The organism is Bacillus sp. BACIII, assembly GCF_057836745.1.
In genome coordinates this window covers 3414262-3437618 of the sequence record NZ_CM174437.1, presented here as the reverse complement: position 1 = coordinate 3437618, position 23357 = coordinate 3414262, and the positions used below count along the sequence as shown (strand labels likewise).

Genomic DNA, 23357 nt, shown 5'->3' with positions numbered 1-23357 from the left:
CGTTTAATGTGATTGCGCCGATGCGCTGAGGGTGAATAATTCTTCAAGCTCATCGGATGACAGCTCGGTGATCCAATTTTCACTTTGGATAATCTGATCGTTCAGCGTTTGCTTCGTTTCGAGCATGGCATCAATTTTTTCTTCAATCGTTCCCGTCGTAATTAATTTGTGCACGTGGACGAACCGCTCCTGGCCGATTCGGTAGGCGCGGTCGGTCGCCTGGTTTTCCACCGCCGGATTCCACCATCTGTCATAGTGAATGACGTGATTGGCAGCCGTCAGGTTCAGGCCGGTTCCGCCCGCTTTCAGTGACAAAATCAGCGTCGGGTATTCTTTCTTCTGGAACCGTTCTACAAGGGAATCGCGTTCCTGCTTGGACAGGCTTCCGTTTAAAAACTGAACAGGCTCTCCGAATGTTTTTTCCAGGAGGCGCTTCATCATGTTGCCCATCTGAATGTATTGGGTGAAAATGAGGCAGCTTTCCCCTTGTCCGCGGATCGCCGCCATTAAGTCAAGCAGCTTTTCCAGTTTGACGGATCTCCCGTTTAACAGCTCTGTCTGTTCTTCCTTCAAATAGAGCGCAGGATGGTCGCATATTTGCTTCAAGCGGCCGAGCATGCTCAGAATCAGTGCTTTCCGCTGCATGCCGGTCAGAGAAGCCATATGTTCAAATGTATCTTTGACAAGCTGCTCATAAAGGGAGGCCTGTTCGGCCGAGAGCGGGATAAACTCTTTTTGTTCCAGCTTGTCAGGGAGATTAAGCGCCACTTCTTCATCCCGTTTTGTCCGGCGCAGTAAAAACGGCCGGATTAACTGCTGAAGCTTGTTGATTCTTTTTTCGTCACGGTCTTTTTCAATCGGCAGCACATAGCGTTTATGAAAGCCGGTCAGGCTGCCGAGGTAGCCTTTGTTCATAAAATCAAAGATCGACCAAAGCTCTGTCAGGCGGTTTTCCATCGGTGTTCCGCTCAGCGCGATATGATGGACGCCTTTCAGCTTTCTGATCGCGCGGGACTGCTTCGTATGCGCGTTTTTAATATTTTGCGCTTCATCAAGGCAGATAGTGCTCCATGTCACGGAAGAAAGCTCTTCCTGATCGGCGTGCGAGAGGCCGTATGAAGTAAGAACGACATCTGCGTCTTGATAGGCCGGGACAAATGCTTCCTCCTTCGGCCGGCGGGGTCCGTAATGAAGCACGGCCTTCAGCTGCGGCGCGAAGGTCTGGAGCTCACGCTGCCAGTTGCCGAGCACCGATGTCGGCGCAATGATTAAGGCAGGCGCTTTTTGCCGGCCGCTTTCCTTCACATGGAGAAAATAAGCGATCATCTGAATCGTCTTTCCAAGTCCCATATCATCTGCGAGACAGGCGCCGAAGCCGTTTTCCCGCAGGAAGAGAAGCCAGTTCATGCCGTACACCTGATAAGGGCGGAGCTGGCCCTGAAACGCGGCGCTGACTTCATGCTCCGGCAGATCCCGGGCATCCGTCAGTTTGCGGATCAGGCTTCTGAGCTGCTTTGATAATTCGATCTTGACCCCGGCAAATGCCGATGAGTCAATGATGTCCGTGTCCTCTGCTCCGTTTTCCCCGTGATCCATCAGTTCGCGCGCCAGCACGTCGGACATGTGGAGACCCTCAGATTCCGCTTTTTCCATCAGTTTTTTCATCTGTTTAATAAATTGCGGATCAATTTTCACCCATTGGCCGCGGATGTTGACGAGACGTCTGTTGTTTGCGACAAGCTCATTGAACTCATCCTCTGTCAGCTCAATTCCGTTTGTGGCGAATCTCCAGTTGAAATCAAGCAGGGCGTTCATGCCGACAAAGGACTCGCCCCGCGGGGAGGATGACACTTTTGCTTTGAGCATCATATTGCTTTCCCGGACAATCTGCCACCACGATGGAAGAAGAATCTCCACGCCCATATCGACAAGCGTCTCACTCGCTTCTGATAAGAAGATCCAAGCCTCTTCTTCAGAAATGAGCGTCGTTCCCGAATCAAATGAAAGCCAGGGAACCGTTCGGCGGAAGCGGTCCTGTTCACGCGCGATTTTTCCGCTGTATGCCTGCCACGCTTTTTTCAGCCCCTTCAGTCCGTCGAAAAAGGTTATGGCTCCGGTTTTTTTCTCGCGTAAAAACATTTCGATTTTCCAGTCGTCACCGTCAAAATCAGGCTCGTTTAATCGCAGCCCGACGGTAAACGGCGTCAGATCATCATTCCAGCCGATTCCCTCGAGAAAATCATCTTCGTCCAAAAAGGAGCCTTTAAACGTATGAACGGCCGGCGAACGGGTTTCGATCTGCTGCCATTTTTCCCGCAGGTCATCATTGTACTGAATGTAGTCCTGAACCGCGGCCGAGAACCAGTCAGCCGTAAATCCTTCCAGCAAAAGCTCGCGGTCTTTAAAGCGCAGGACGCCGTTTTGCCAAGCCTCATAATCCGGAAGAAAATCGCCGTCGGCTATAAATTCGTATATCGTCGAAGCCGCTTCGATTAATGGTTCCGTTTCCTTTGTCAGCTGAACGGTGCTGAATGAATTGAACGAGTTTTTTCCGAGCAGCTCGACGGTCATCCACGGGCTGAGCAGAACGGCCGGGGTGCCGATGAAGCTGACGTCTTCAAGAAACGTTCCGTAAAAGGTGGACTCATGCCATTGGAACAGATGAGTCTTCATCTGACTGAGCGTAAGCGGCTGTTCTTTCTCGTCATGGCTTGACAGCGTAAATGTCCAATCTTCCATTTGTTCTACATGAATGAAAATTTCCTTAAGACTCGCCATCAATCAACTTTCCTTTCTGCAATTCTTCTTGAAGGGCGCGCAGCCTCTTGTAGCTTGCGCTCAGCTGGCTGATATACCGCTCCCAAACCTGCTGTTTTTTTGCCTTTTTATAAAGCGTCCGCAGTTTTTTCAGATGGCGCGCAGCCTCTTTATAGGCGCTGCGGTTTTTTTGATCGATAAAAAAGGCCGCCGCCCGGTGATAGGAGGGGATGAGCGCTTCCGGATCATTGGCGGCAATTTCCTTCAAAATGTCCTTTTCGATTTCCCAGACGGAAAAACCGACGAGGCTGTGAATCTCCACCCACTCCGCATACCGCCGTTTTTCGTACAGATACTGGCTGTACTCTGTAAAGGTATAGGGAAGGCAGCCGGAGGCAAACCGTTCAAACAGCTGATCATCCCGTGAGTGCCGCGCATAATCCGCCAGCAGCACAAACAGCTCTCCGATAATATCGCGCATTTCTTTAAACGGCTTATCAAGTTTCGTGTAGTTTACGGCAAGAGGTTCGATCTGACCGTACCATGTTTTCAGCCGTTTCCAGTCTTTTTTCGCGGTGAGCTCACTGAGCCATTGAAAGGTATAAGGCAGCGCTTCGGAAGGGAAGCGTGAAATATCTTCAAAGACCGCTGCATCATCTTTTTGCAAAAAGGCCAAATGAAGCCGGCCGAACCGTACTTCCGGCGAAAAACGGCGTCCGCTTTCCTGTGCGAGAATCTCCTGTTCACGCGCGACCCATTTCGGCCGGTTCAAAAGCGCGCTCCAAACTTCGCCGAATACCCGGAGGCGTTCGTATTGAAAAAGCTCTTCTTTCAGCAGAAGCCTGCGGATCACTGGAGGCGTCCGGTCCAAAAAGGGATCAAGCGAGAAAGACAGGGCATACGTTTTCAGTCTGTCAATGGAGGAGTAAATCGTATCCATCAGCTGTTCGACGTATGGGTTGATGCTGTAATAATCTTTTTCGGCATCCAGTCTGCCAGACTCAATCAAAGTAAACATGTGAAGCCAGACGGCAAGCGCTGAATGAATCTGATATAAGCTTTTGAGCTCGGGTTTTTTCGGGGCATGTTTTTTGAGAGCTGACAAATAGCCGTAATAAAGCCCCTGCATCGTCTGGCTTCCGGCCGGCGTCCGCGCCTCCCACAGCGAGAATTCCGAATCAAAAAAAGCGAGCCAGCTTGACAGCGACTCTTCATTCGGCAGCACTTTTTCCTGAAACTGCCGGCGGACAAGCTCCTTGCTTTCCTCAAGCTTTTCTCTTTCCAGCCAATGCTCGGTAAAGGAACCGACCCGTTCAAATTGGGCATATACGTAAAGAAAAACGGCCAGCACGTGGCGGCAGATCGCCTCAGACGGGCATGCGCAGCCGCTTTTCACCATAAAAAATAAGTTCAGCGTGACCCTTACAGGCACAACATCCTGCACATACGCGGAAATCTCTGTCGGGGTTTGAACCTGTATACGATAGACGGAATCCTGCCGATATAAAATGAGTGCTTTCTTCATCAGCTGAACATTGTCTTCATTGTAAGGAAGAAGTTCTTTAAGCTGTTCAGCCGCTGCGAGCACATCTTCTTTAGCAATCATATCCTGAAGCATGATTATCGCTCCTAACGAGTCACAAAATAAAAAGATTCCAATTCCTCTATTATATCGCAACACATGGTCCGGAAAAAGTTTTTCCTAAAAAAGGACATAAAAACCCGAGTGTGTCGAATGATGTATTAGAGATTGCAAAACAGCACCCGACAGCATATAATAATCTTGTTTTCAATTTAATGGAAGCCGAAAGGAAACGAATGATGAAGAAAACGAAGTTAGATCAAGAGGAGTTTCTGAAGATTTTAATGCATGCGCACGACATCGGTGAGCAGTCCTCTGAGATGACCACAAAAGAAATGCTTGAGAATTTGATTTCTCATATTAAAAATGGATATGCAACATAAAGTCCCGCGGGCTCTTGACCGCGGGACTTTTTTAATCTTCCTGCGATACCAGTATTTAAAACGCTTACAAAAATAAACCGAATAGAAGTGTTTGTGTATTTTTGTCGAATATTGTCATTTGAAAAGGTTAGAAATGACAGTTCAAAGCTGTATAATCGTAATTGGAAAAGTTATTGGAGGGAATAGGAATACACGGAAAGTGATATGGAGGTTATATGGGAGAATCCGCAAGCATTAAAGAAATATTCGCAATACTGAGAAAGCGTCTGCTGTTTATACTTATTATCACCGCGGCGGCATCTGCCGCAGGCGGACTCATCAGTTTCTTCGCTCTTACGCCGGTCTATGAAAATTCAACGCAAATTTTGGTCAGTCAATCTAAAAACAATCAAAAAGAAGTCCAATTCAATGACGTTCAAACCAACCTCCAATTAATCAACACGTATAATGTCATCATCAAAAGCCCGGTTATCCTCGATGAGGTGATTAAAGAGCTGAATCTGTCCATGACTTCGAAAGAGCTGGAATCAAAAATCACGGTATCCAGCGAGCAGGATTCACAAGTCGTGACGATCGCCGTGCGGGATACGGATGCAAAGCGGGCGGCCGTTATGGCAAATACGGTTGCAGCCGTTTTTCAGGACAAGATCACGGCCATCATGAACGTGGATAATGTCAGCATTCTTTCAAAGGCCGAAGCGGCGGACAGCCAGTCACCGGCAGAGCCTAACCGTAAGCTGAACATCGCGATTGCGTTTGCTGCCGGACTTTTGGGCGGAATCGGTCTCGCCTTTTTGCTGGAACATCTGGATAATACGATCAAATCGGAGGAACAGCTGGAATCGCTGCTCGGCATCCCGGTCTTGGGAACGGTTACTTCAATCAGCGCAAAAGACAGCGTTGCCAAAAATTTGAGGATGGCAGAAACCAAACAAGCGGGAGGCGGACAAGTTGACGCGTAAAAAAGACAAGCCGGCAAAACGAAGCGTGATTACGATGTCAGAGCCGAAGTCCATCAACTCGGAACAATATCGGACGATCCGTACAAACATTGAATTTTCTTCCGTCGATACGGAGGTGAAGTCCCTTTTAATCACATCCGCAGGTCCGGAAGAAGGAAAGTCGACTACCGCGGCCAATCTTGCCGTCGTTTTTGCCCAGCAGGGGAAAAAAGTACTTTTAATTGATGCGGATCTGCGCAAACCGACGGTTCACTTCACCTTCAAATTGGATAACGGAACCGGTTTAACGTCGCTGCTGTTACAACAGATTCCGTTTCAGAAAGCCGTCCTGCGGGCTGAGGAAGCCAATCTCGATATTTTAACGAGCGGGCCGATCCCGCCTAATCCGGCGGAGCTTTTATCGACGGGTGCCATGAGGGATCTTCTCTCAGAAGCAGCCCTTGTTTATGATAAGGTGATTTTGGACACGCCTCCCGTTTTGGCCGTAGCCGATACGAAAATATTAGGCAGCTATACTGACGGGGCCATTATGGTGATCTCAAGCGGGAAAACGGACAAGGAAAAAGCGGCCAAGGCGAAAGAAGTGCTCGATTATTGCCCGTGCAAGCTCCTCGGGGCCGTGATGAACGGGAAAAAACAAACGAAACACTCGGACTACGCCTATTATGGACAGTGATGTCATAATGGGCGCGGTCCATTCTTTTTAAGAAGGAGGGATTAAAATATGATAGATATCCATTGTCACATCCTTCCTTCCATAGACGACGGCGCGGCGGATGATACAGAAAGCCTCGAGATGGCGAGAGAAGCGGTCAGACAGGGAATTGATACGATTATTGCGACGCCGCATCACGTGAAATACCGCTATGACACGGACCGGCATACGGTCAAAGAAGCGGTCAGACTGTTAAACAAACGTTTGAATAAGGAAGGCATTCCGCTCACCGTTCTGCCCGGCCAGGAAATCAGAACAGACGGAGATCTGCTGGCAGGTCTTCAAAGCGGCTCGCTTATCCCGCTCCATGATACAAAGTATGTGCTGGCGGAGTTTCCGGCCGATCATGTTCCGGCCTACGCCGAACGGTTATTTTATGAATTGCAGCTGAGGGGATATGTCCCTGTCATCGCCCACCCGGAGCGGAACAGAGAAATCCGCGAAAACCCGTCCGTCCTTTACAGTCTCGTAAAGAAAGGCGCTGCTGCCCAAGTGACGGCCGGCTGCCTTGCCGGAGCATTCGGGCGGAAAGCGAAGAGCTTTTCGCTGCAGCTTATTGAAGCGAATTTGATCCACTTTCTCGCATCTGACGCCCATAATCTCGGATCGAGACATTTTTATTATCAGGAGGCGCTCGGCGTTCTGAAAAAAGAAGCCGGGGCGGAGCTGATTTACATGCTTACGGAAAACGCGACGCTTCTCGTTGAAAACAAAGCCGTTTATAAGGAACCTCCGCTGCCTGTGGCCCGCCGTAAGCGCTGGGGTCTTTTTTAACCAACTTCCCTATCCCGTTTAAATGAAGCATAAGCGGCTGTTTTGCAAGATGATCTTTTTATGCTTATGCTATAATCAGCGGCCGGCACCGTTTTTTCTATCATGACCGCAGGCTTCCGGCATTCTGCCGGCGCCGGGATCATATGCTAATAACGGTAAGCTGCCCAGCAGCAATTTCTAAACGGTTGGGGGAACACGATGAAAATAACAGTGATCGGAACAGGCTACGTCGGTCTTGTGACAGGAGTGTCTCTTTCAGAAATCGGCCATGACGTAACATGCATAGATATTGACGAACGTAAGGTTGAGCAGATGAGAAAGGGAATATCCCCTATCTTTGAACCGGGCCTTGAAGATATGATGAAACGAAACATCGGCCGGCATCGGCTGGCCTTTGAAACGAGCTATGAAAAAGGGCTTGCGGAAGCAGAGGTTATTTTTATAGCGGTCGGAACGCCGCAAAAAGAAGACGGGCACGCAAACCTTACCTATATTGAAAATGTCGCCGAACGGATTGCCGAATCTATTTCTAAAGATGCGATCGTCGTGACAAAAAGCACGGTTCCCGTGGGAACGAATGACAGGATCAGCGAAGTTATTCATTCACGGCTGAAATCGGACGTGAATATTTCAATCGCCTCGAATCCGGAATTTCTCCGTGAAGGTTCGGCGATTCACGATACCTTTCACGGCGACCGCATCGTAATCGGAACTGAAGACCGGCAGACGGGAGAAACGCTTGACCGGGTTTTCGCGCCGTTTGCCATTCCGGTTTATCATACGGATATCAGAAGCGCCGAGATGATCAAATATGCATCGAACGCTTTTTTAGCGGCAAAGATCAGTTTTATTAATGAAATCTCCAATATATGCGAAAAAGTCGGTGCGGATGTGGAATCAGTCGCATACGGAATGGGATTGGATAAACGGATCGGCAATCAATTCTTAAGAGCCGGCATAGGCTACGGGGGTTCCTGCTTTCCGAAGGATACAAATGCCCTCGTGCAGATCGCGGGACATGTGGAGCATGATTTTGAATTGCTGAAGTCCGTCATTAAAGTCAACAATAACCAGCAGTCCATGCTGGTTGATAAAGTGCTGAACAGGCTTGGCGGAGTTACGGGAAAAACCATTGCGTTATTAGGGCTGTCTTTTAAGCCGAATACCGATGATATGCGGGATGCGCCGTCCATTGTCATTGCGGATCGTCTGGCGGCTCTTGACGCCCGGATGACGGCGTACGATCCGATCGCTTCGTTCCGGGCTTCCGAGCTGCTTCCGGCCGGGGTTTCCTATCGGGAGTCTATAGAGGAAGCGGTCAGGGGAGCGGATGCCGTTCTGATTTTGACAGACTGGGAAGATATTAAGCATTTTCCGCTTGAAGCCTACAAAGAGCTGATGGAAACTCCGGTTATTTTCGACGGGAGAAACTGCCACTCGCTTAAAGAAGCGGAACAGGCGGGCGTGGAATATATCTCAATCGGAAGAAGAGCCGTCCTGCCTCAGACTGATTCTGTCACTTGAAAGGCCGGCGTCCGCGCCGGCCTTTATCATATTTATAATGATAATACACGGCAAAGGAGACGGTTATTGATAACCGGCTCCTTTTTTTAGGGAATTTATCATGGATATATAGAGGAGATCTGTGAATGAACGTGCCGGTTTCATGAGTCTTTTGGCGTTGGTGAAGAGCACCTCGGCTGATGAAAATAAGCCGTTTAACCTATTTAAGCCGCTTTCTGTCTATTTTAAAATATAATATATGGAAATATAGTATGGAAAAGTCTGTGCTTTTTGTACGACTTTTTGCGTAAGACGAGGTGAAAACAGATGAGCCATTCAAGCACATTAAGCCATATTAACAGCACAATCAGCCATAAACTGGGCGAGATCGAACACCAAATTGATAAATTAAAAGAAGCGAAGAGAGATATAGAATCTCTGCAGGAAGAGGGCATGTCTGAAATCAAAGACATCCTCAGACCGCATCTGGATCATCATTGGACCGGCACTTTCGCTGAGGAATTTGATGAGCGGCGCGATCAGGCCCATACAGAGGCATACAGAATCGTTACAGACAAATACGACGGGTATATTTATCGGATCGGCTTAAAGATGACACAGCTTGAAATTGAAAAAGGAGGGCTCCTTGCCGCCAGAAGCATCGCCAGAGAAGCAGAGCACCTGCTGACGCTTGGTGAAGAAGCCCTTGACGCCGTGGGAGACAAAATACAATCAATCAAAAGAAGCTGGAGTTGGTTTTAATGACAGAAATAAAACTCAAATACGGAGCCGTCATGAAACAGCTTGAATCCGTCAGCAGCGCGCTGGAGGCCGTTTCGATCGGGAATGCGGGTTCAACCGGGAAAAACAAGCTTGACTATACCTCCAAGTACCACTCCCGCGAGGCAAAGCTTGTATCCATGATCAGCGAATATAAGCAAGCCGTTCATAAGAACATCGCGGACGTAAAAGACAACGTAGATTCCCTGAAAGAACAGGACGAGGCGATCGCCGTAAAATAACGAAAGAAAGGACTTGCCGATGAGCAAAGTGTTTGAAACACAATCGTTAACGGATGAAGCAGACAAGAGAAAGAAACAATACGAAGGTCTTGAAGAACAGCTGAATGCGCTCAAAAAAGCCTTTCAAGGCATGGCTGATCTGGGTGATGCTTTGAAAGGGAAAGGCGCAGACAATATAAAGGATTTCTTTCAGGGACAAGCGGAAATCGCCGAAAGCTGGCTGACGCTTGTTTCTGCGCAAATTGCGTTTTTAAACGGCATTTCAGGTGATATTAAAGATCAAGAACTCAGCGATTCATATGTGGAGACTTCGTTTTTGGAGCATGAGCTGCCCAACGCGGACTTGAAAGCTTCAGAGATTGTCTCCGCCCATAAAGCCGAAATCGACTCCATTTTGTCAGGCATCAGCGATATTATTCATCTCGATACGTATACGCTTGATGATTACGCAGATAAAATGGGCGATGCCCAGAAAACCAGACGTGACACGATCACGGCAGTCGATAAGCTTGATGAATCCCTGACCACTGAATATCAAAATTTAGAATCTCTGGACAACGCGGTTCTCAGCAAATATTCCGTTCTCATGCAAGCCACCAGCAACGGGAAAAGCGCATCCCCTATGTACTATGACAAAAAAGCCTTCCACAGCAATGAAATCTACAAAAGCGTCATTGAAGCAGAAAAGCAGGGAACGGACTATATTGATGCAAAAGCCCAGCAGGCCGAAGCAAGACGGCTTCAGGAAAAGGCTGAAGAAGCAGCCAATAAACCATGGTACGAGAAAACATGGGACGGTATCTGCAACTTTACCGGAGAAGTCACTGGCTATTATGATTATAAAAGAGCAGCCGAAGGCGTCGATCCGGTGACCGGAGAAAAACTCTCCACCGCAGAACGCGTCACAGCGGGAGCGATGGCCGCCGCCGGATTCATACCGGTCGTCGGCTGGGCGGGACGCGCTTTCAAAGGCGGAAAAGCCATCTACAAAACCGGAAAAACCGTCATGGCCGCAGAACACGCTTTAGACGTCTATAAAACCGGAAAATCCTTAGACATTCTCAAAATGACAGAAATGGGCGCATACGGCCTCGTCGCCTCAAACGGTTTCTCAGAAGCCGTCACAGGCAGAGATATGTTCGGAAATAAAGTGTCTGAGGAGAAGCGGAAGCAAGGAGCACTGGAAGCGGCATTGAGTTTGGTTGGAGCCGGTGTATTGGCGAAGTCTATTGACAACACGCTATCGATAGGAAGAAATCTTGACAAGAGTTATTCTTTTTCTAAAATTAAGCAAAGTGATCATATAATCAAAGAACAGATTGTTACTACGACTGGCCATAAATTTGATTTAAAGCCAGAGAAAAAACAATTATATACGAAGAAAGTAAATAACGATAATTTAGAATCAAGTAAAAAAGCTGTCGATCCTATTGAACAATCAGTAAGTTATTACAGAGTTCAAGGAGGAGGAGCAGGAAATAAAACAAGTCAGTATAGAATTAAAGTAAATAGTGATGGAAGCATTACTATTCCTATTAAAAATGCTGATTTAAACATAAGTGCTTACAATTTAGAACACGCTAAATATTATCGGGATGTAGCAAGACCAGGCGGAGAAATTGTAGAATTTAAGGTACCTAAAGAGGTTGATGATTTAATTAAGGAGACAGTAATTGATCAGTATGGATATACTAAAAATCCTCGTAACCAGGGGAGAACTGCTCCCAAACTTGTTGATCCTACGACACCAGGAGTTAGTTACGAACTTCCGGCGGAACCATGGATAGAGTGGTTAGAGGAATATGGGCATTCTGCCAAAAAAATAGAATGAGAAAGTGGTGTTTTCGTTGTTATTAAAACCGAAGTATGCCCAAAATATAATAGTCGGGGTAAAGACTTCTTCTCAATTCTCATGGTATCTAACAGAAAGAGATGTATGGATACTGGATATCGTGAAATATAAAGAAGCTTATGAAAAGAATGGATTTAGTTTTGATATGGACTTTGCTCTTTCTCTAAGAAACAACATTTCAGTTGTAAATGAAGAGAATTATCGTCTATATTTAAAAGAATATACTGATTATATTATCCCGTCTTCAGAATTAAAAAAGTTAGTTGAACATCAGGATTATGAAAGTACTATTCTTGAATTGAGACCATCATTATATATAGACTTTAATCAAAAAAAACTTCTTTCACTGTATCCTGAGTTATTGCCTTTTGAAAATTATGTTCCTAATAATTGGACAGGGGTTCGTGAAGACTTTACTAGTTATATTCCTGAAGAGGATAGATACTGGATTTTTGATGATGTTAATTATATAGACAAAATTTTTATTGAGAAAGAAAGAGAGTAAAGGAGAAAATAAAATGTCAAAAGATGATAGCTTGGTAATATTAAATGAAAATTTTAAAAAGGAGGGCAGTGAAGAGGATATAGAAGGATTAACAATAATGATTGATGGAGTTATAGAGCAGGTTTTTAATAAAATTAGAAATGAAAGAAATTATAAAAGTAATAATGAAGTTATGAGAGATATTATATTCGAAGGAATTAATAGTATAGTTAAAAAATCTTAAGCATTATTAATAACAAATAAATGCTTCGTTTGGTTTGATTTTCTACCTTGATTGGCTACTGAAGCCTTTCAAGGTTTTTTTATAAATGAAATGTTTTTTCTGTTTTATAATTTCTAATAACTTGTTTGACTTTACTACGACCCTGTCACAGGAGAAAAACTCTCCACCGCAGAACGCGTCACAGCGGGAGCGATGGCCGCCGCCGGGTTCATACCGGTCGTCGGCTGGGCGGGACGCGCTTTCAAAGGCGGAAAAGCCATCTACAAAACCGGAAAAACCGTCATGGCCGCAGAACACGCTTTAGACGTCTATAAAACCGGAAAATCCTTAGACATTCTCAAAATGACAGAAATGGGCGCATACGGCCTCGTCGCCTCAAACGGTTTCTCAGAAGCCGTCACAGGCAGAGATATGTTCGGAAATAAAGTGTCTGAGGAGAAGCGGAAGCAAGGAGCACTGGAAGCGGCGTTGAGTTTGGTTGGAATTAGTTCAGCTAGATATGTTGATAAATTGCAAAAAGCTAATGCTCCTTATAACAATGTATCAATTCCTAAGTCAAATAAGGTGGATATTTCTCAAAAACCTAGCCGAATTGATTACTTACGAAATAAATACGGTGAAATATCAAAAGAGGAACTTCACCAAAGAATTAATTTAAGAGGAGAAGTACATCAAGAACTAAATAAATTGATTAGCAAAGGAGTAGGGAAGAAGCAAAGAGGGCCTGCATTTGCTGGTGTTCTTGATAAGAAAACTGGTAAATACTTCTTTGGTATCAATGAATCTAAGGGTTACTCTCCTGAAGTGCAACATGACATTATAAAAAATAGAATAAACAATATGCCGCATGATTTAAAAACAGGTTATGAAAAAACTTTGGGTGCCGGCTCTCATGCTGAAGTGTATGCTTTAAATGAGGCATTATTGTCAAGGTCTGATGCAAAGCTAGACGAATTTATGGTATATGTAATAAGTGCAAGGAAAATTAATAAATTCATGCCCCAAGGGTCCCCAATGCCAAGATGCCCACACTGTGAATACATTACAGATGGAGCTCATTATATACCAGAGGTGCTTAATTATGGAAGAAAAGGATAAGTATACAAAGGACTTTGTCCTGGAAAATGGTGTGGATTTTGATGAATTGTGGTTTACTTCATATAGTGACGAGATTCTTGATAACCCAGAAGATGAAGGTGGAAAACCTTTTACAGGGTTAGCATTCGAGCTGTTTGAAAACGGGAATCTAATGTATTTTTGTTTCTATAAAGATGGATTAGCTCATGGTTTAAATCGCGAGTTTTATGAAAGTGGAAAAATAAAATGTGAAGAGTACTTTAAATATGGATTAGTTAATGGAAAAAGTATTTATTGGCATGAAAACGGAATTGTTAAATCAACAAGTGAAGTTGAGTTATCAGTTAAATTGAGCTATAAAGAATGGGATGAAAATGGAAAACTTATAATTGAAAAAGAATTAGAACAAGATAAAGAAAACGCGCAATATGTCACTTTATTAAAAAGAAGAGAGATAAATCGCAACTTAGGCAGGGAATAATAAAATTTCGATATTGAACTATATGTGTGACAAAAGATCTGTTTGAAGTTTAAGGATTGCACTCATTAACCATAGAAAAGGAATGGGATTATATATTGTTTGTATTTACTAAGAATTCATGAACATATATATCATAATTGCAGTTCTTTTCAGGTAGTATCCTTCAAAACTCTGCCTGTAAAAACTTGCGACATAGTTCGCAAGTTTTTTTGTTATTGGGATTTATCTTAGGTACTCATTTAATAGAAATCAAGAGATGCTAAATGAATTATTGATTTATTGGTACGAAAGTACAAACTTTGAAAGGCGTGTATCAGTCATACCAAACTTGAAGGTATATGAGTTTGCGAATACAGTGTATTACGTACGTTAAACTTTGTTAAAGTATTAATAATGGGGGAGCGATTTTAATGCATATAGAACAAATACACCACTTCAACCTAAACAAAAAAGAAGAATTTATAAAAATACAACAATCCCTTCAACCTAAAATCAACCTATCCCCCGTCATCCATCCAAACTCCGTCAACACCTGCGCAGGCGTTGACCTCGCCTATTGGGAGCAGGACGGGGAACCGTACGGGGTGTGCAGTATCATCGTGATTGACGCTGATACAAAAGAAGTCATTGAAAAGGTGCATAGCATGGGGAAAATCAGCGTGCCGTATGTGGCCGGTTTCCTTGCATTTCGCGAGCTGCCTTTGATCATCGAGGCGGCGAAAAAGCTGGAGACGGAGCCGGATGTCTTCTTGTTTGATGGTAACGGGTATCTGCATTACAATCATATGGGCGTTGCCACCCATGCGGCTTTTTTTCTGGGGAAGCCGACGATTGGGATTGCGAAAACCTATCTCAAAATCAAAGGCTGCGATTTTGAGATGCCTGAAAATGAAATCGGCGCATACACCGATATTATCATTGACGGCGAAGTATATGGCCGGGCGCTGCGGACGCGGCGGGACGTGAAGCCAATTTTCTTGTCTTGCGGACATGACATTGATTTAGAAAGCAGCTACCAAATCACGATGAGTCTGATCAATCGAGAAAGCAGACTGCCCATCCCTGTCCGTCTGGCTGACCTTGAAACACATGTCTTGCGAACGTTTTATCGGAAAAATCACGTATGACACTTGCAGTCCGGGAGCTGCAAGTGTTTTTTATTGATCAGGCCATTTGTCGTACAAATTAAGCACAGAAGAAGAAACGGGAGATGTCGAAGACAAAATAAAAAAGCACCTGTCCAGGTGCTTTTTTCTACAGATGAGGAACCACAAGACCTCCATACAAAAACGCCGCGATAATCAGAAAGGCCGGATGCATCTTGAATTTTGTCAGGGCAAGGAGGGAAATCCCCGCAATGACTAGTGATTGAATCCAGCCGATCGCTTTGATGCCGTCTGCGCCGATTTGCCACGTAAGAATGAGCATCATGACGGCGATGACGGGCTGGACGGACAGCGTCATGCCTTTGATGACGGGTGATTGGCGGAAGCGCTGAATGATGCGAAGCAGCACGATCAATGCGAGTGCTGACGGTACGACGGTGGCGATCAGCGCAATCAGGAAGCCGGGCCATCCGCCTGCGCTGTAGCCTACATACGCGGCGATTTTAGTGGCGATCGGGCCGGGTAATGCGTTCGCAAGGGCGAGCATGTTTGAGAATTGATCGTTTGAGAGCCAACTGTATCTGTTGACGACTTCTTCAAACATGAGCGGGATAGACGCAGGGCCGCCGCCATATCCGAGTACATTTGCAATAAAAAACGCCATAAATAAATAGATCATTATCATGAAGCTGACATTCCTTTATCTTTTGAACGTTTATTTGTGATTTTGTCTTTCAATTTAAAATGAAACGCGCCGTATGCTAAGAAAATAATAATGACAAAGCCGGGACTGATCTGCAGCGTTTGCAGACCGATAAAAGCGATGATAAAAAACAGGATGCCGGTGACCCAGCCGAAACCTTTTAGCGCTTTTTGGCCAAACTCGTACGCCATAATGCCGAGCATGACGGCGATCACCGGCGTGACGGCGCCAATCATGCCGGCAACAACCGCTGAATGGCTTAACACATTAACAGCGGCAAACAAGCCTACCATAGCAAGGCATGTAGGCAGAATGTGGGCGAGGGTTGCCAAGATTGCGCCTAACGTGCCTTTCAGCTTAAAGCCCAAGTACGCGGCCATTTTTGTGGCAATCGGTCCGGGAAGCGCATTTGCGATCGCTAATATTTCTCCGAATTCATCATCATCAATCCATTTGTATTTATTGACGGCTTCATGGCGGATGAGCGGAATCACGGACGGGCCGCCACCGAATCCGAGAATGCCTGTTCGCACCATTGCCGCCGTAATGTCCCAATAGGGGTTTTTCATTGCCGTGTCCTCCTTACAGCTTCATGCCCATTCTGCTTTTATACCGCTTAATCAGCATTTGGCAATCGACGCTGACGACGCCTTTTTGCGTATAGAGCCGTTTTGTCAAAAACTCTTCCATCTCCTGATCATTTGCGAAAATGCCGTGCATATGCAGCTTGCTCGGGCCAGTCATGTGATAAAGGCTTGTCACGGCCGGCTCCTTTTCAAGCTTTAACGCTGTTTCCTCCAAATACTGCGGCTCCACTTCGACATTAAAAAACACGGACACATGGCGGCCGATTTTCGCCGGGTTGATAACAGCGGTGAATTTTTCAATTACGCCGGCATCCATTAAATGCTGGATGCGGTGCTGAACCGCCACACGCGACAGATTAACCCGCTTTCCTAAGTCTGTATAGGAAATCCTCCCTTCCTCGTGCAAAATCGAGAGAATATGTTTATCCGTTTCATCAAGTACAAGGTTCGGAATGCTGTACTCATGTTCCAATCGGCTTCACCTTCCTTCATCTGGTAGACATTATTGTATCATGAAATCTTACGGTATGAAGGATAAATTTTTTAATTGTTTTCGTTACGTAATAAATATTGATTTTTTCTTATCGAAAAGAAAATAGTGTGTGAGATTTTCTCTCAGAAAAGTGGATGCTGTCGGTGCTGCTTTTTATACTTGAGAAAATTTGTAAAGGGGCTTGCCATGAATACTTCTACCATCGGAACGAAACAAATGGTCGTCAGTCCGCATTATCTTGCTTCCCAGGCGGGGGCCGGCATTCTTGAAAAGGGCGGAAACGCGTTTGATGCAGCGGTGGCGGTCAGCGCCTGCCTGGCAGTCGTGTATCCGCATATGACGGGGCTTGGCGGAGATTCATTTTGGCTTACTTACCATCAAGAAACGGGCCGAATCAAAGCTTACAACGGGAGCGGCCGCTCAGGAAAACATGTGACGAGAGACTTGTATCGAGGCAGAGAAGCGATACCGATGCGCGGTACAGAAAGCGCCATTACCGTTCCGGGAATGGCGGACAGCTGGGATGCCGTGCTTTCGGCGTACGGGCGTCTTTCGCTCGCTGAGGTGCTGAAGCCCGCCCTTGATTATGCGGCAGACGGATTCCCGGTGTCCGCCGACCAGTGCGCCCACACAGAACGAAATCTCGCTCTTTTAGCCTCAACACCTTATACCTCAGCCATTTTTACGAGAAACAAAAAAGCGCCCATGCCCGGCGAGCGGTTTGTCCAGAAGGATCTGGCGGCCAGCTTGGAGCAGCTTGCCGAAAAAGGCAGGAGCGCTTTTTACGAAGGGGATATCGCCCAAAGCATCACATCATTTCTGCAAAATAACGGCGGCCGTCTGACGCTTGATGACTTCAAAGCTCATCGCGGCGAGTGGTCGGACCCGGTATCCTCAGATTACCGCGGGTACCGCATCTATCAGGCTCCCCCGAATTCACAGGGGTTTACAGGCTTAATGACGCTTAATATATTGGAAAACTATGATTTTTCTAAGATCGAACACGGCTCCTTTGAATATTATCATCTGCTGATCGAAGCGCTGAAAAAGAGTTTTCAGCATCGGAATGAAGTGCTGACTGATCCGGCGTTTTCTCATATTCCGCTGGATCGGTTACTGGATAAACAGTATGCAAAGCAGTTGGCGGAAGAAATCGGTTACACGGCTGCGCCGGCGGTAAGCCGTCCGGTCGGAAGCGACACTGCTTATGCCGCCGTCAGAGATGCGGAAGGAAATGCCGTTTCCTTTATACAGAGCCTTTATTTTGAGTTCGGGTCAGCCGTTACGGCGGGGGAGACGGGCATTCTGCTGCAAAACCGCGGGTCATTTTTTTCGCTGGATGAATCTCATGTCAATACGCTCGAACCCGGCAAACGAACCTTCCACACCCTCATGCCGGCGATGGCCTGTAAAGAAGGGAAGCCGCACATCCTGTACGGCACCCAGGGAGGAGAAGGCCAGCCGCAAACTCAGACGGCGCTGATTACACGCATCATTGATTACAACATGGACCCGCAGCAGGCGGTCAGTGAGCCGCGCTGGGTGTGGGGACGGACATGGGGAGAGGCGTATGAAGGGCTGAGGGTCGAAAGCCGGATCAGCCGTGAAACGAGAGAAGCATTAAAGCGAAGCGGCCACCGCGTCGAGACGGTTAGCGATTTTGACCGGATCATGGGACACGCGGCAGCGATCGTCATTGATGACGAAGGTTTTCTCCAAGGCGGTGCCGACCCGCGCGGAGACGGAGCGGCCGCAGGAGTATAGAGCTACGCTAACGGATGAAAAAAATAAGCACGCCAAGCGCGGCAGATAAACCCGCGTAAAACGAATCGTACACATATTGCTTTTTCTCCCGCCGCTCCATTAAGCCACTGCAGCAAAAAAGCATGGAAACAGCTCCCGCAAATACGTACATTTCATCGAATAATGACACCGCTGCGATGCCTGAAATAAGCAGTGTGATTTCGATTAATCGATGTGTGCTGTTTATCGGTTTCTGCTTTTTAACAGGCTTTGGCAAATGGAGAACTTTGACGGCAAATACGTGAAACATAAGGCTGAGCAAAATAAATACGGCTGAAAAAATCAGTAACTGAATGAAATCCATCGTCTGCCCCCTAAAAATGTGTCACTCGTTTCATACGGGTGAGGACCTTGTAAGTTTCAGCATTCTACAAGACATTAGGCTGAGTTAAATGGTAAAAGACTCAAAAAGACCCCTTTCGAAAGGGGTCTTTTTGACTAGTTTCTTCTATTATAAAGGTTCCTGTTTCAGGTCGGGCGGACAAGCGTATATGTCTTCCCGAGTCTGGCGTATTCATTCCCCGCGAGCCTCGCCGCCGGCTGCAGTTCATCGGTCCGTATGTAGCCTTTATCGGCATCATATACTTGATCATTCAAATGAAAACAAACGACTCTGCCGATGATGAGATCTGTCGTCGTTTCCCCGCCGTCATTTTGGAACGGAAGGTGGCGTTCGAGTATACATTCAAATCTGACCTTCGCTTCTTTTATACCGGGAACGCTGATGCAGGTGCTGTCTGTCACGGAAAGGTCTGTCATGTCAAGCTCGCTGACATCAGGGCCAAGCCTTGCTGCCGTTTTGTTAATATCTTCAATGATGGACTCATCACTGACATGCACGACGAATTCCTGATGAGCGATGATGTTTCTCGCAGTGTCTTTCTGCTGTCCCTCCGCGCGGTTTACAGAAATGGCAAGAAGCGGCGGATCTGCGGAGACAACGTTATAAAAACTGAAGGGCGCCGCGTTTACGGCGCCGTTGATAGATGAACGCGTAGTGACAAATGCAATCGGCCGGGGAACTACTGTGCCCGAAAGCAATTTGTAGGTATCTTTCGCGTTTAATTCGTCTGCTCGTAAGATATGCATCATGTCAGCCGCCTTTCTTTTTCGTATGACCTGATTATACCGAAAGAAAATTCGGAAGCACAACAAAAGAAACCCGGATGCATATCTTATTTCGTGGCATATATCTGTTTGAGGAAAAAGGCTTCCGTTTAGCCGGCAGCCTATTTACAAGTGATATTAGGTTGTTGGGGGATTACTTCTTATAGTTTTTCTTTACAACCCAGACATTTCCGTCTTTCCAGTACTCTGTTTTGGTGCAGTAATCGTCTTTTTTATGGCTTGGTTTTTTAGTAGAACGGTAAGGTTTTTTCTGAGTGCGTTTTTTCTTGCGGCGGCACGATTTTTTTCTGACTGCGTGATTTTTTGTGAGAACGGCACGATTTTTTCTGACTGCGTGATTTTTTGTGAGAACGGCACGATTTTTTACGGCTGCGAGATTTTTTGTGAGAACGTGATTTTTTATCGCTGCGAGATTTTTTGTGGGAACGTGATTTTTTATGGCTGCGGGATCTTTTGTGAGAACGCGATTTTTTATGGCTGCGGGATCTTTTGTGAGAACGTGATTTCTTGTGACTGCGGGATCTTTTGTGAGAACGTGATTTTTTATCGCTGCGAGATTTTTTGTGAGAGCGGCATGATTTTTTATGGCTGCGAGATTTTTTATTTTTGCGGGACTTTCTTTTCTTACTGCTTTTTGGTTCTTGGTACAAATAATCTTTCAATCCCTCGGTGCTTGCGGATTTTACTGCTTCTTCGATATCAGAATGGGAATAGTGGCCCATTTTGAAACCTCCTCTTGATATATGTTTTAAGGATGCGATCCTTACTACCACATAGTACGCATGGATAAAAAAAGTGTATGTGTGTTCCGCTGAGTTTTATCGAAAAAGCACAGCCTAAATTAATACAAGGAGGTTTTCAGGTGAAAGACCAATCAGCATTGCCTTTATACCAGCTGTTTATTCACCCGAAGGACTTGTTGGAGCTGAAAAAAGACATTTGGGATGATGATCCGGTGCCCGCGGTGCTGAGAGTGAATCAAAAACGGCTTGACATTGATCTGGCGTACCGCGGCTCTCATATAAGAGACTTTAAGAAAAAATCGTATCACGTCACTTTTTATTCGCCGAAAACATTTCGCAGGGCTAAAGAAATACATTTAAACGCCGAGTACAAAGATCCGTCGATGATGCGGAATAAGCTGTCTCTCGATTTCTTCGCGGAGCTTGGAACGCTGTCACCAAAGGCGAATTTCGTATCCTTGCAGATCAACGGCAAATATGAGGGTGTGTACCTTGAGCTGGAGTCAGTGGATGAATATTTTCTGGCGAAACGGAACCTGGCTGACGGCGCTGTTTTTTACGCGGTGGATGATGATGCAAATTTCTCCCTCGTCAGTGATTTGGAGCGGGACACGAAAACATCGCTCGAACTTGGCTATGAAAAGAAAACGGGAACGAAAGAAGACGATTTTTATCTGCAGGATATGATTTATAAAATTAATACCGTGCCGAAGTCAGAGTTCAAGAGGGAGATTGTCAAACACTTGGACGCGGATAAGTATTTGCGGTGGCTTGCGGGCATCGTGTTTACCTCAAACTACGATGGGTTTGTTCATAATTACGCCTTGTACCGCAGCCATGAAACGGGACTTTTTGAAGTCATTCCGTGGGATTACGATGCGACGTGGGGAAGAGATATTCACGGTGACCGGATGGATGCTGATTATGTCAGAATACAAGGATTTAATACCTTGACTGCAAGACTTCTGGATGAACCGTATTTCCGCAAAGCGTACAAACAGCTTTTGAAAGAGACGCTTCAGACCCGGTTTACCATTGAACATATGAAGCCGAAGGTCATGTCGCTGTATGAGCAAATCAGGCCGCATGTCGCGAAGGATCCTTATAAAAAAGATGAGCTTGAACGCTTTGATCGGGAGCCTGATGTGATTTGCGAGTACATTAAGGAACGGTCTGCTTTCATCAGCAGCGAGTTAGAGCAGTGGAATATCTGATTTGGGAAGGAAGAAAGATTTTTTACAAATAGGCTGGTGAACCAGTTCCCGAAAAGAATCGGGATACGTATATATGCATTATGTTTGAAATTAATGAGAAATATGACTAGGAGGACAATAGATGAAACGCAATACGAATCGGCATCGGTCTGATGACAACTTTCTGCATGCGATGGAAGGAAAAGTGATTACAGTCTATCGGGGAGGCCCGGAGTCCAAGACAGGAAGATTGGCAGACATTCAATCGGATTATATCGCTCTTCAGGTTGATAATAAAATCGTTTACTATCAATGGAAGCACGTGAAAAGCGTAACGGAAAATACGAGTGAGACCTTATCGCCGGTTGAGCCGGCAGAATGCGAGAAAGCTGATGATTTTCAAGACTTGATCAGCAGGATGACCAATCGCACGGTGCAATTGAATCAGGGAGGTCCGGAATCGAAAAGAGGAAAGCTTCACGAAACAGGGGATGATTTTCTCGTGCTGGAAACAGAAGATGACGGAATCGTCTATTTTAACGCCGACCATGTCAAAAGCATCAGCGCCGAACAAGAAGAGGACGGCCAAGAGGAGGAGCGCCCGGAATTTGAAATGGCTGATGATTTTCACGGCATATTTAAACGCCTGATCCACAAATGGGTTTCAATCAATCGCGGGGGTCCTGAAGCCGTTGAAGGGATACTTGTGGATAATTCTGACGGCCACTATACTCTTGTGAAAGATAAAGAAGTGCTGCGGATCTACCCTTTTCATATCAAGAGCATCAGCGCAGGGGCAAAAGGAGCGGCCAAAAAAGACGAGAATAAAGATGAGAAAGAGTGCGCTGAAGAAGAATCACATGAAGAGCAGCAGACTTCCTCTAAAAAATCGAAAAGATCATCAAAGTCCGTACGATCCTCAAAACAGGAAAAAGATGAATCTTATAGTTACGCCACTGTATTAAGAACAATAGATTACCGGTGGAAACACGGCCGTAAATGACCGGAAAGATTGTCCGAAAACGAGGGGGAGGGGAGGATGAATTGGCTGGGTTAAGCAGATTTCTGGATAAACAAGTCGATATTGAGATATCGGGAAATACAACATTTTCAGGAACTCTTTTGGATATCGGTCATGATATCATTGTGATCCATGACGGCCGGACCTTTCTTTATATCCCGCTGCTGCATCTGCAGCGGATGACTTTAACTGTGCCGGATGATGAGAATAAAGGGCCGTACACAAGAGAAGAAAGTCCGCATCCTGAAAAACAGGAACATTCATTTTCTTACCGGAATACCCTCCAGCATATAAAAGGCAGATTTACAGAAATATTCGTTACGGGAGACCGGTCCATTCATGGGTATGTAACAAGTGTTTTAAACGATTATTTTGTTTTCTTCTCTCCGGTTTATAAGACGCTTTTCATCTCAATGCATCATTTAAAATGGCTGACACCATATTCCGATGAGCAGACGCCGTATACATTAAACAGCTCAGAACTGCCGGTCGTTCCCGCTAGTGTGCCCCTTGTCCGGAATTTTGAGGAGCAATTAAAAAAATATACCGGCAAATTGATTATTTTGGATTTAGGAGATATACCGAATAAAGTGGGGCTGTTACAGGACGTCTCAGATAACATTCTTGAATTGACCAATGCGGACGGAGATACGGTCTTTTGGAAATTGAATCATTTAAAAACCATGCACCTCCCATAAATGATAAAACTGCCTCTCTTATACAGCAGGCAGTTTTTTTCATCGG

23 protein-coding genes and 2 pseudogenes are annotated in these 23357 nt (G+C 45.8%); 17 read left to right on the top strand and 8 right to left on the bottom strand.

Features of this window, described 5'->3' with window-relative positions; translation table 11 throughout:
- Positions 1 to 3: 3 nt before the first annotated feature.
- Positions 4 to 2778, bottom strand: coding sequence for a DEAD/DEAH box helicase (locus ACXN9U_RS16880; protein ID WP_060964085.1), 2775 nt, complete (start codon positions 2776 to 2778; stop codon positions 4 to 6).
- On the bottom strand, positions 2765 to 4375 hold the full coding sequence (locus tag ACXN9U_RS16875) for an SWIM zinc finger family protein (RefSeq protein WP_489201946.1): 1611 nt from the start codon (positions 4373 to 4375) through the stop codon (positions 2765 to 2767). The genes ACXN9U_RS16880 and ACXN9U_RS16875 overlap by 14 nt, the downstream gene beginning before the upstream one ends.
- Before the next feature lie 203 nt (positions 4376 to 4578).
- Here ACXN9U_RS16875 and ACXN9U_RS16870 point away from each other — a divergent pair, with 203 nt between their 5' ends.
- The 13 genes and pseudogenes from ACXN9U_RS16870 (at position 4579) to ACXN9U_RS16810 (ending at position 14963) form a co-directional block, all read left to right on the top strand.
- Positions 4579 to 4722, top strand: coding sequence for a YwzD family small protein (locus tag ACXN9U_RS16870; protein ID WP_014471134.1), 144 nt, complete (start codon positions 4579 to 4581; stop codon positions 4720 to 4722).
- Between the two features lie 215 nt (positions 4723 to 4937).
- The gene (gene tkmA / locus ACXN9U_RS16865) at positions 4938 to 5684 is read left to right on the top strand and encodes a protein-tyrosine kinase activator TkmA (protein WP_016937692.1); all 747 of its coding nucleotides are present in this window, start codon (positions 4938 to 4940) and stop codon (positions 5682 to 5684) included.
- 34 nt (positions 5685 to 5718) lie between these two features.
- On the top strand, positions 5719 to 6360 hold the full coding sequence (locus ACXN9U_RS16860) for a CpsD/CapB family tyrosine-protein kinase (protein WP_489202507.1): 642 nt from the start codon (positions 5719 to 5721) through the stop codon (positions 6358 to 6360).
- A 48-nt stretch (positions 6361 to 6408) separates the two neighbouring features.
- Positions 6409 to 7173, top strand: coding sequence for a tyrosine-protein phosphatase (locus tag ACXN9U_RS16855; protein WP_489201945.1), 765 nt, complete (start codon positions 6409 to 6411; stop codon positions 7171 to 7173).
- Between the two features lie 198 nt (positions 7174 to 7371).
- Positions 7372 to 8697, top strand: coding sequence for a UDP-glucose dehydrogenase family protein (locus tag ACXN9U_RS16850; RefSeq protein ID WP_060964089.1), 1326 nt, complete (start codon positions 7372 to 7374; stop codon positions 8695 to 8697).
- A gap of 306 nt (positions 8698 to 9003) precedes the next feature.
- A complete protein-coding gene (locus ACXN9U_RS16845) occupies positions 9004 to 9438 on the top strand; it encodes a DUF5082 family protein (protein WP_049627551.1) in 435 nt (144 codons plus the stop codon).
- A complete protein-coding gene (locus ACXN9U_RS16840) occupies positions 9438 to 9698 on the top strand; it encodes a YwqI/YxiC family protein (RefSeq protein ID WP_060964090.1) in 261 nt (86 codons plus the stop codon). Before ACXN9U_RS16845 ends, ACXN9U_RS16840 begins: the two co-directional genes overlap by 1 nt.
- Positions 9699 to 9717: 19 nt before the next feature.
- Positions 9718 to 11529, top strand: a complete 1812-nt coding sequence (locus ACXN9U_RS16835) for a ribonuclease YeeF family protein (protein ID WP_489201944.1) — start codon at positions 9718 to 9720, stop codon at positions 11527 to 11529.
- A 7-nt stretch (positions 11530 to 11536) separates the two neighbouring features.
- A complete protein-coding gene (locus tag ACXN9U_RS16830; RefSeq protein WP_489201943.1) occupies positions 11537 to 12055 on the top strand; it encodes a hypothetical protein in 519 nt (172 codons plus the stop codon).
- Between the two features lie 13 nt (positions 12056 to 12068).
- Complete coding sequence (locus ACXN9U_RS16825) at positions 12069 to 12278, top strand: hypothetical protein (RefSeq protein WP_489201942.1); 210 nt, start codon at positions 12069 to 12071, stop codon at positions 12276 to 12278.
- A 138-nt stretch (positions 12279 to 12416) separates the two neighbouring features.
- Positions 12417 to 13376: pseudogene (locus ACXN9U_RS16820) on the top strand (YwqJ-related putative deaminase); the annotation flags it as partial.
- On the top strand, positions 13360 to 13836 hold the full coding sequence (locus tag ACXN9U_RS16815) for a toxin-antitoxin system YwqK family antitoxin (RefSeq protein WP_489201941.1): 477 nt from the start codon (positions 13360 to 13362) through the stop codon (positions 13834 to 13836). The pseudogene ACXN9U_RS16820 and the gene ACXN9U_RS16815, both read left to right, overlap by 17 nt.
- Before the next feature lie 410 nt (positions 13837 to 14246).
- Complete coding sequence (locus ACXN9U_RS16810; protein ID WP_489201940.1) at positions 14247 to 14963, top strand: endonuclease V; 717 nt, start codon at positions 14247 to 14249, stop codon at positions 14961 to 14963.
- 127 nt (positions 14964 to 15090) lie between these two features.
- Here ACXN9U_RS16810 and chrA read toward each other — a convergent pair whose 3' ends face one another.
- The 3 genes from chrA to chrS are packed head-to-tail and all read right to left on the bottom strand — an operon-like array spanning position 15091 to position 16704.
- Positions 15091 to 15627: a chromate resistance efflux protein ChrA gene (gene chrA / locus ACXN9U_RS16805; RefSeq protein ID WP_489201939.1), complete on the bottom strand. Its 537-nt coding sequence runs from the start codon at positions 15625 to 15627 to the stop codon at positions 15091 to 15093.
- Entirely contained in the window at positions 15624 to 16214 is a 591-nt protein-coding gene (gene chrB / locus ACXN9U_RS16800; RefSeq protein ID WP_489201938.1) for a chromate efflux transporter subunit ChrB, read from the bottom strand. Before chrB ends, chrA begins: the two co-directional genes overlap by 4 nt.
- A 13-nt stretch (positions 16215 to 16227) precedes the next feature.
- Positions 16228 to 16704 (bottom strand): chromate efflux transcriptional regulator ChrS, encoded by a 477-nt coding sequence (gene chrS / locus ACXN9U_RS16795; protein ID WP_016937711.1) that lies wholly within the window; start codon positions 16702 to 16704, stop codon positions 16228 to 16230.
- Positions 16705 to 16911: 207 nt separating this feature from the next.
- On the opposite strand from chrS, the gene ggt reads away from it, so the two are divergent.
- Positions 16912 to 18489 (top strand): gamma-glutamyltransferase, encoded by a 1578-nt coding sequence (gene ggt / locus ACXN9U_RS16790; RefSeq protein ID WP_489201937.1) that lies wholly within the window; start codon positions 16912 to 16914, stop codon positions 18487 to 18489.
- A gap of 7 nt (positions 18490 to 18496) precedes the next feature.
- Here ggt and ACXN9U_RS16785 read toward each other — a convergent pair whose 3' ends face one another.
- The 3 genes and pseudogenes from ACXN9U_RS16785 to ACXN9U_RS16775 all read right to left on the bottom strand — a co-directional run bounded on the left by ACXN9U_RS16785 (position 18497) and on the right by ACXN9U_RS16775 (position 20378).
- Positions 18497 to 18832 carry a hypothetical protein gene (locus ACXN9U_RS16785; RefSeq protein WP_489201936.1) on the bottom strand — a complete coding sequence of 112 codons (336 nt, stop codon included), beginning with the start codon at positions 18830 to 18832 and terminating at the stop codon, positions 18497 to 18499.
- 164 nt (positions 18833 to 18996) lie between these two features.
- Positions 18997 to 19617 (bottom strand): flavin reductase family protein, encoded by a 621-nt coding sequence (locus tag ACXN9U_RS16780; RefSeq protein WP_342007135.1) that lies wholly within the window; start codon positions 19615 to 19617, stop codon positions 18997 to 18999.
- A gap of 172 nt (positions 19618 to 19789) precedes the next feature.
- Positions 19790 to 20378: pseudogene (locus tag ACXN9U_RS16775) on the bottom strand (CotG/ExsB N-terminal domain-containing protein).
- A gap of 140 nt (positions 20379 to 20518) precedes the next feature.
- On the opposite strand from ACXN9U_RS16775, the gene ACXN9U_RS16770 reads away from it, so the two are divergent.
- The 3 genes from ACXN9U_RS16770 (at position 20519) to ACXN9U_RS16760 (ending at position 23311) form a co-directional block, all read left to right on the top strand.
- Positions 20519 to 21613: a CotH kinase family protein gene (locus ACXN9U_RS16770; protein ID WP_060964099.1), complete on the top strand. Its 1095-nt coding sequence runs from the start codon at positions 20519 to 20521 to the stop codon at positions 21611 to 21613.
- 121 nt (positions 21614 to 21734) lie between these two features.
- On the top strand, positions 21735 to 22595 hold the full coding sequence (locus ACXN9U_RS16765) for a hypothetical protein (RefSeq protein WP_060964100.1): 861 nt from the start codon (positions 21735 to 21737) through the stop codon (positions 22593 to 22595).
- A gap of 41 nt (positions 22596 to 22636) precedes the next feature.
- Entirely contained in the window at positions 22637 to 23311 is a 675-nt protein-coding gene (locus tag ACXN9U_RS16760; protein ID WP_060965101.1) for a hypothetical protein, read from the top strand.
- Positions 23312 to 23357 lie beyond the last annotated feature (46 nt).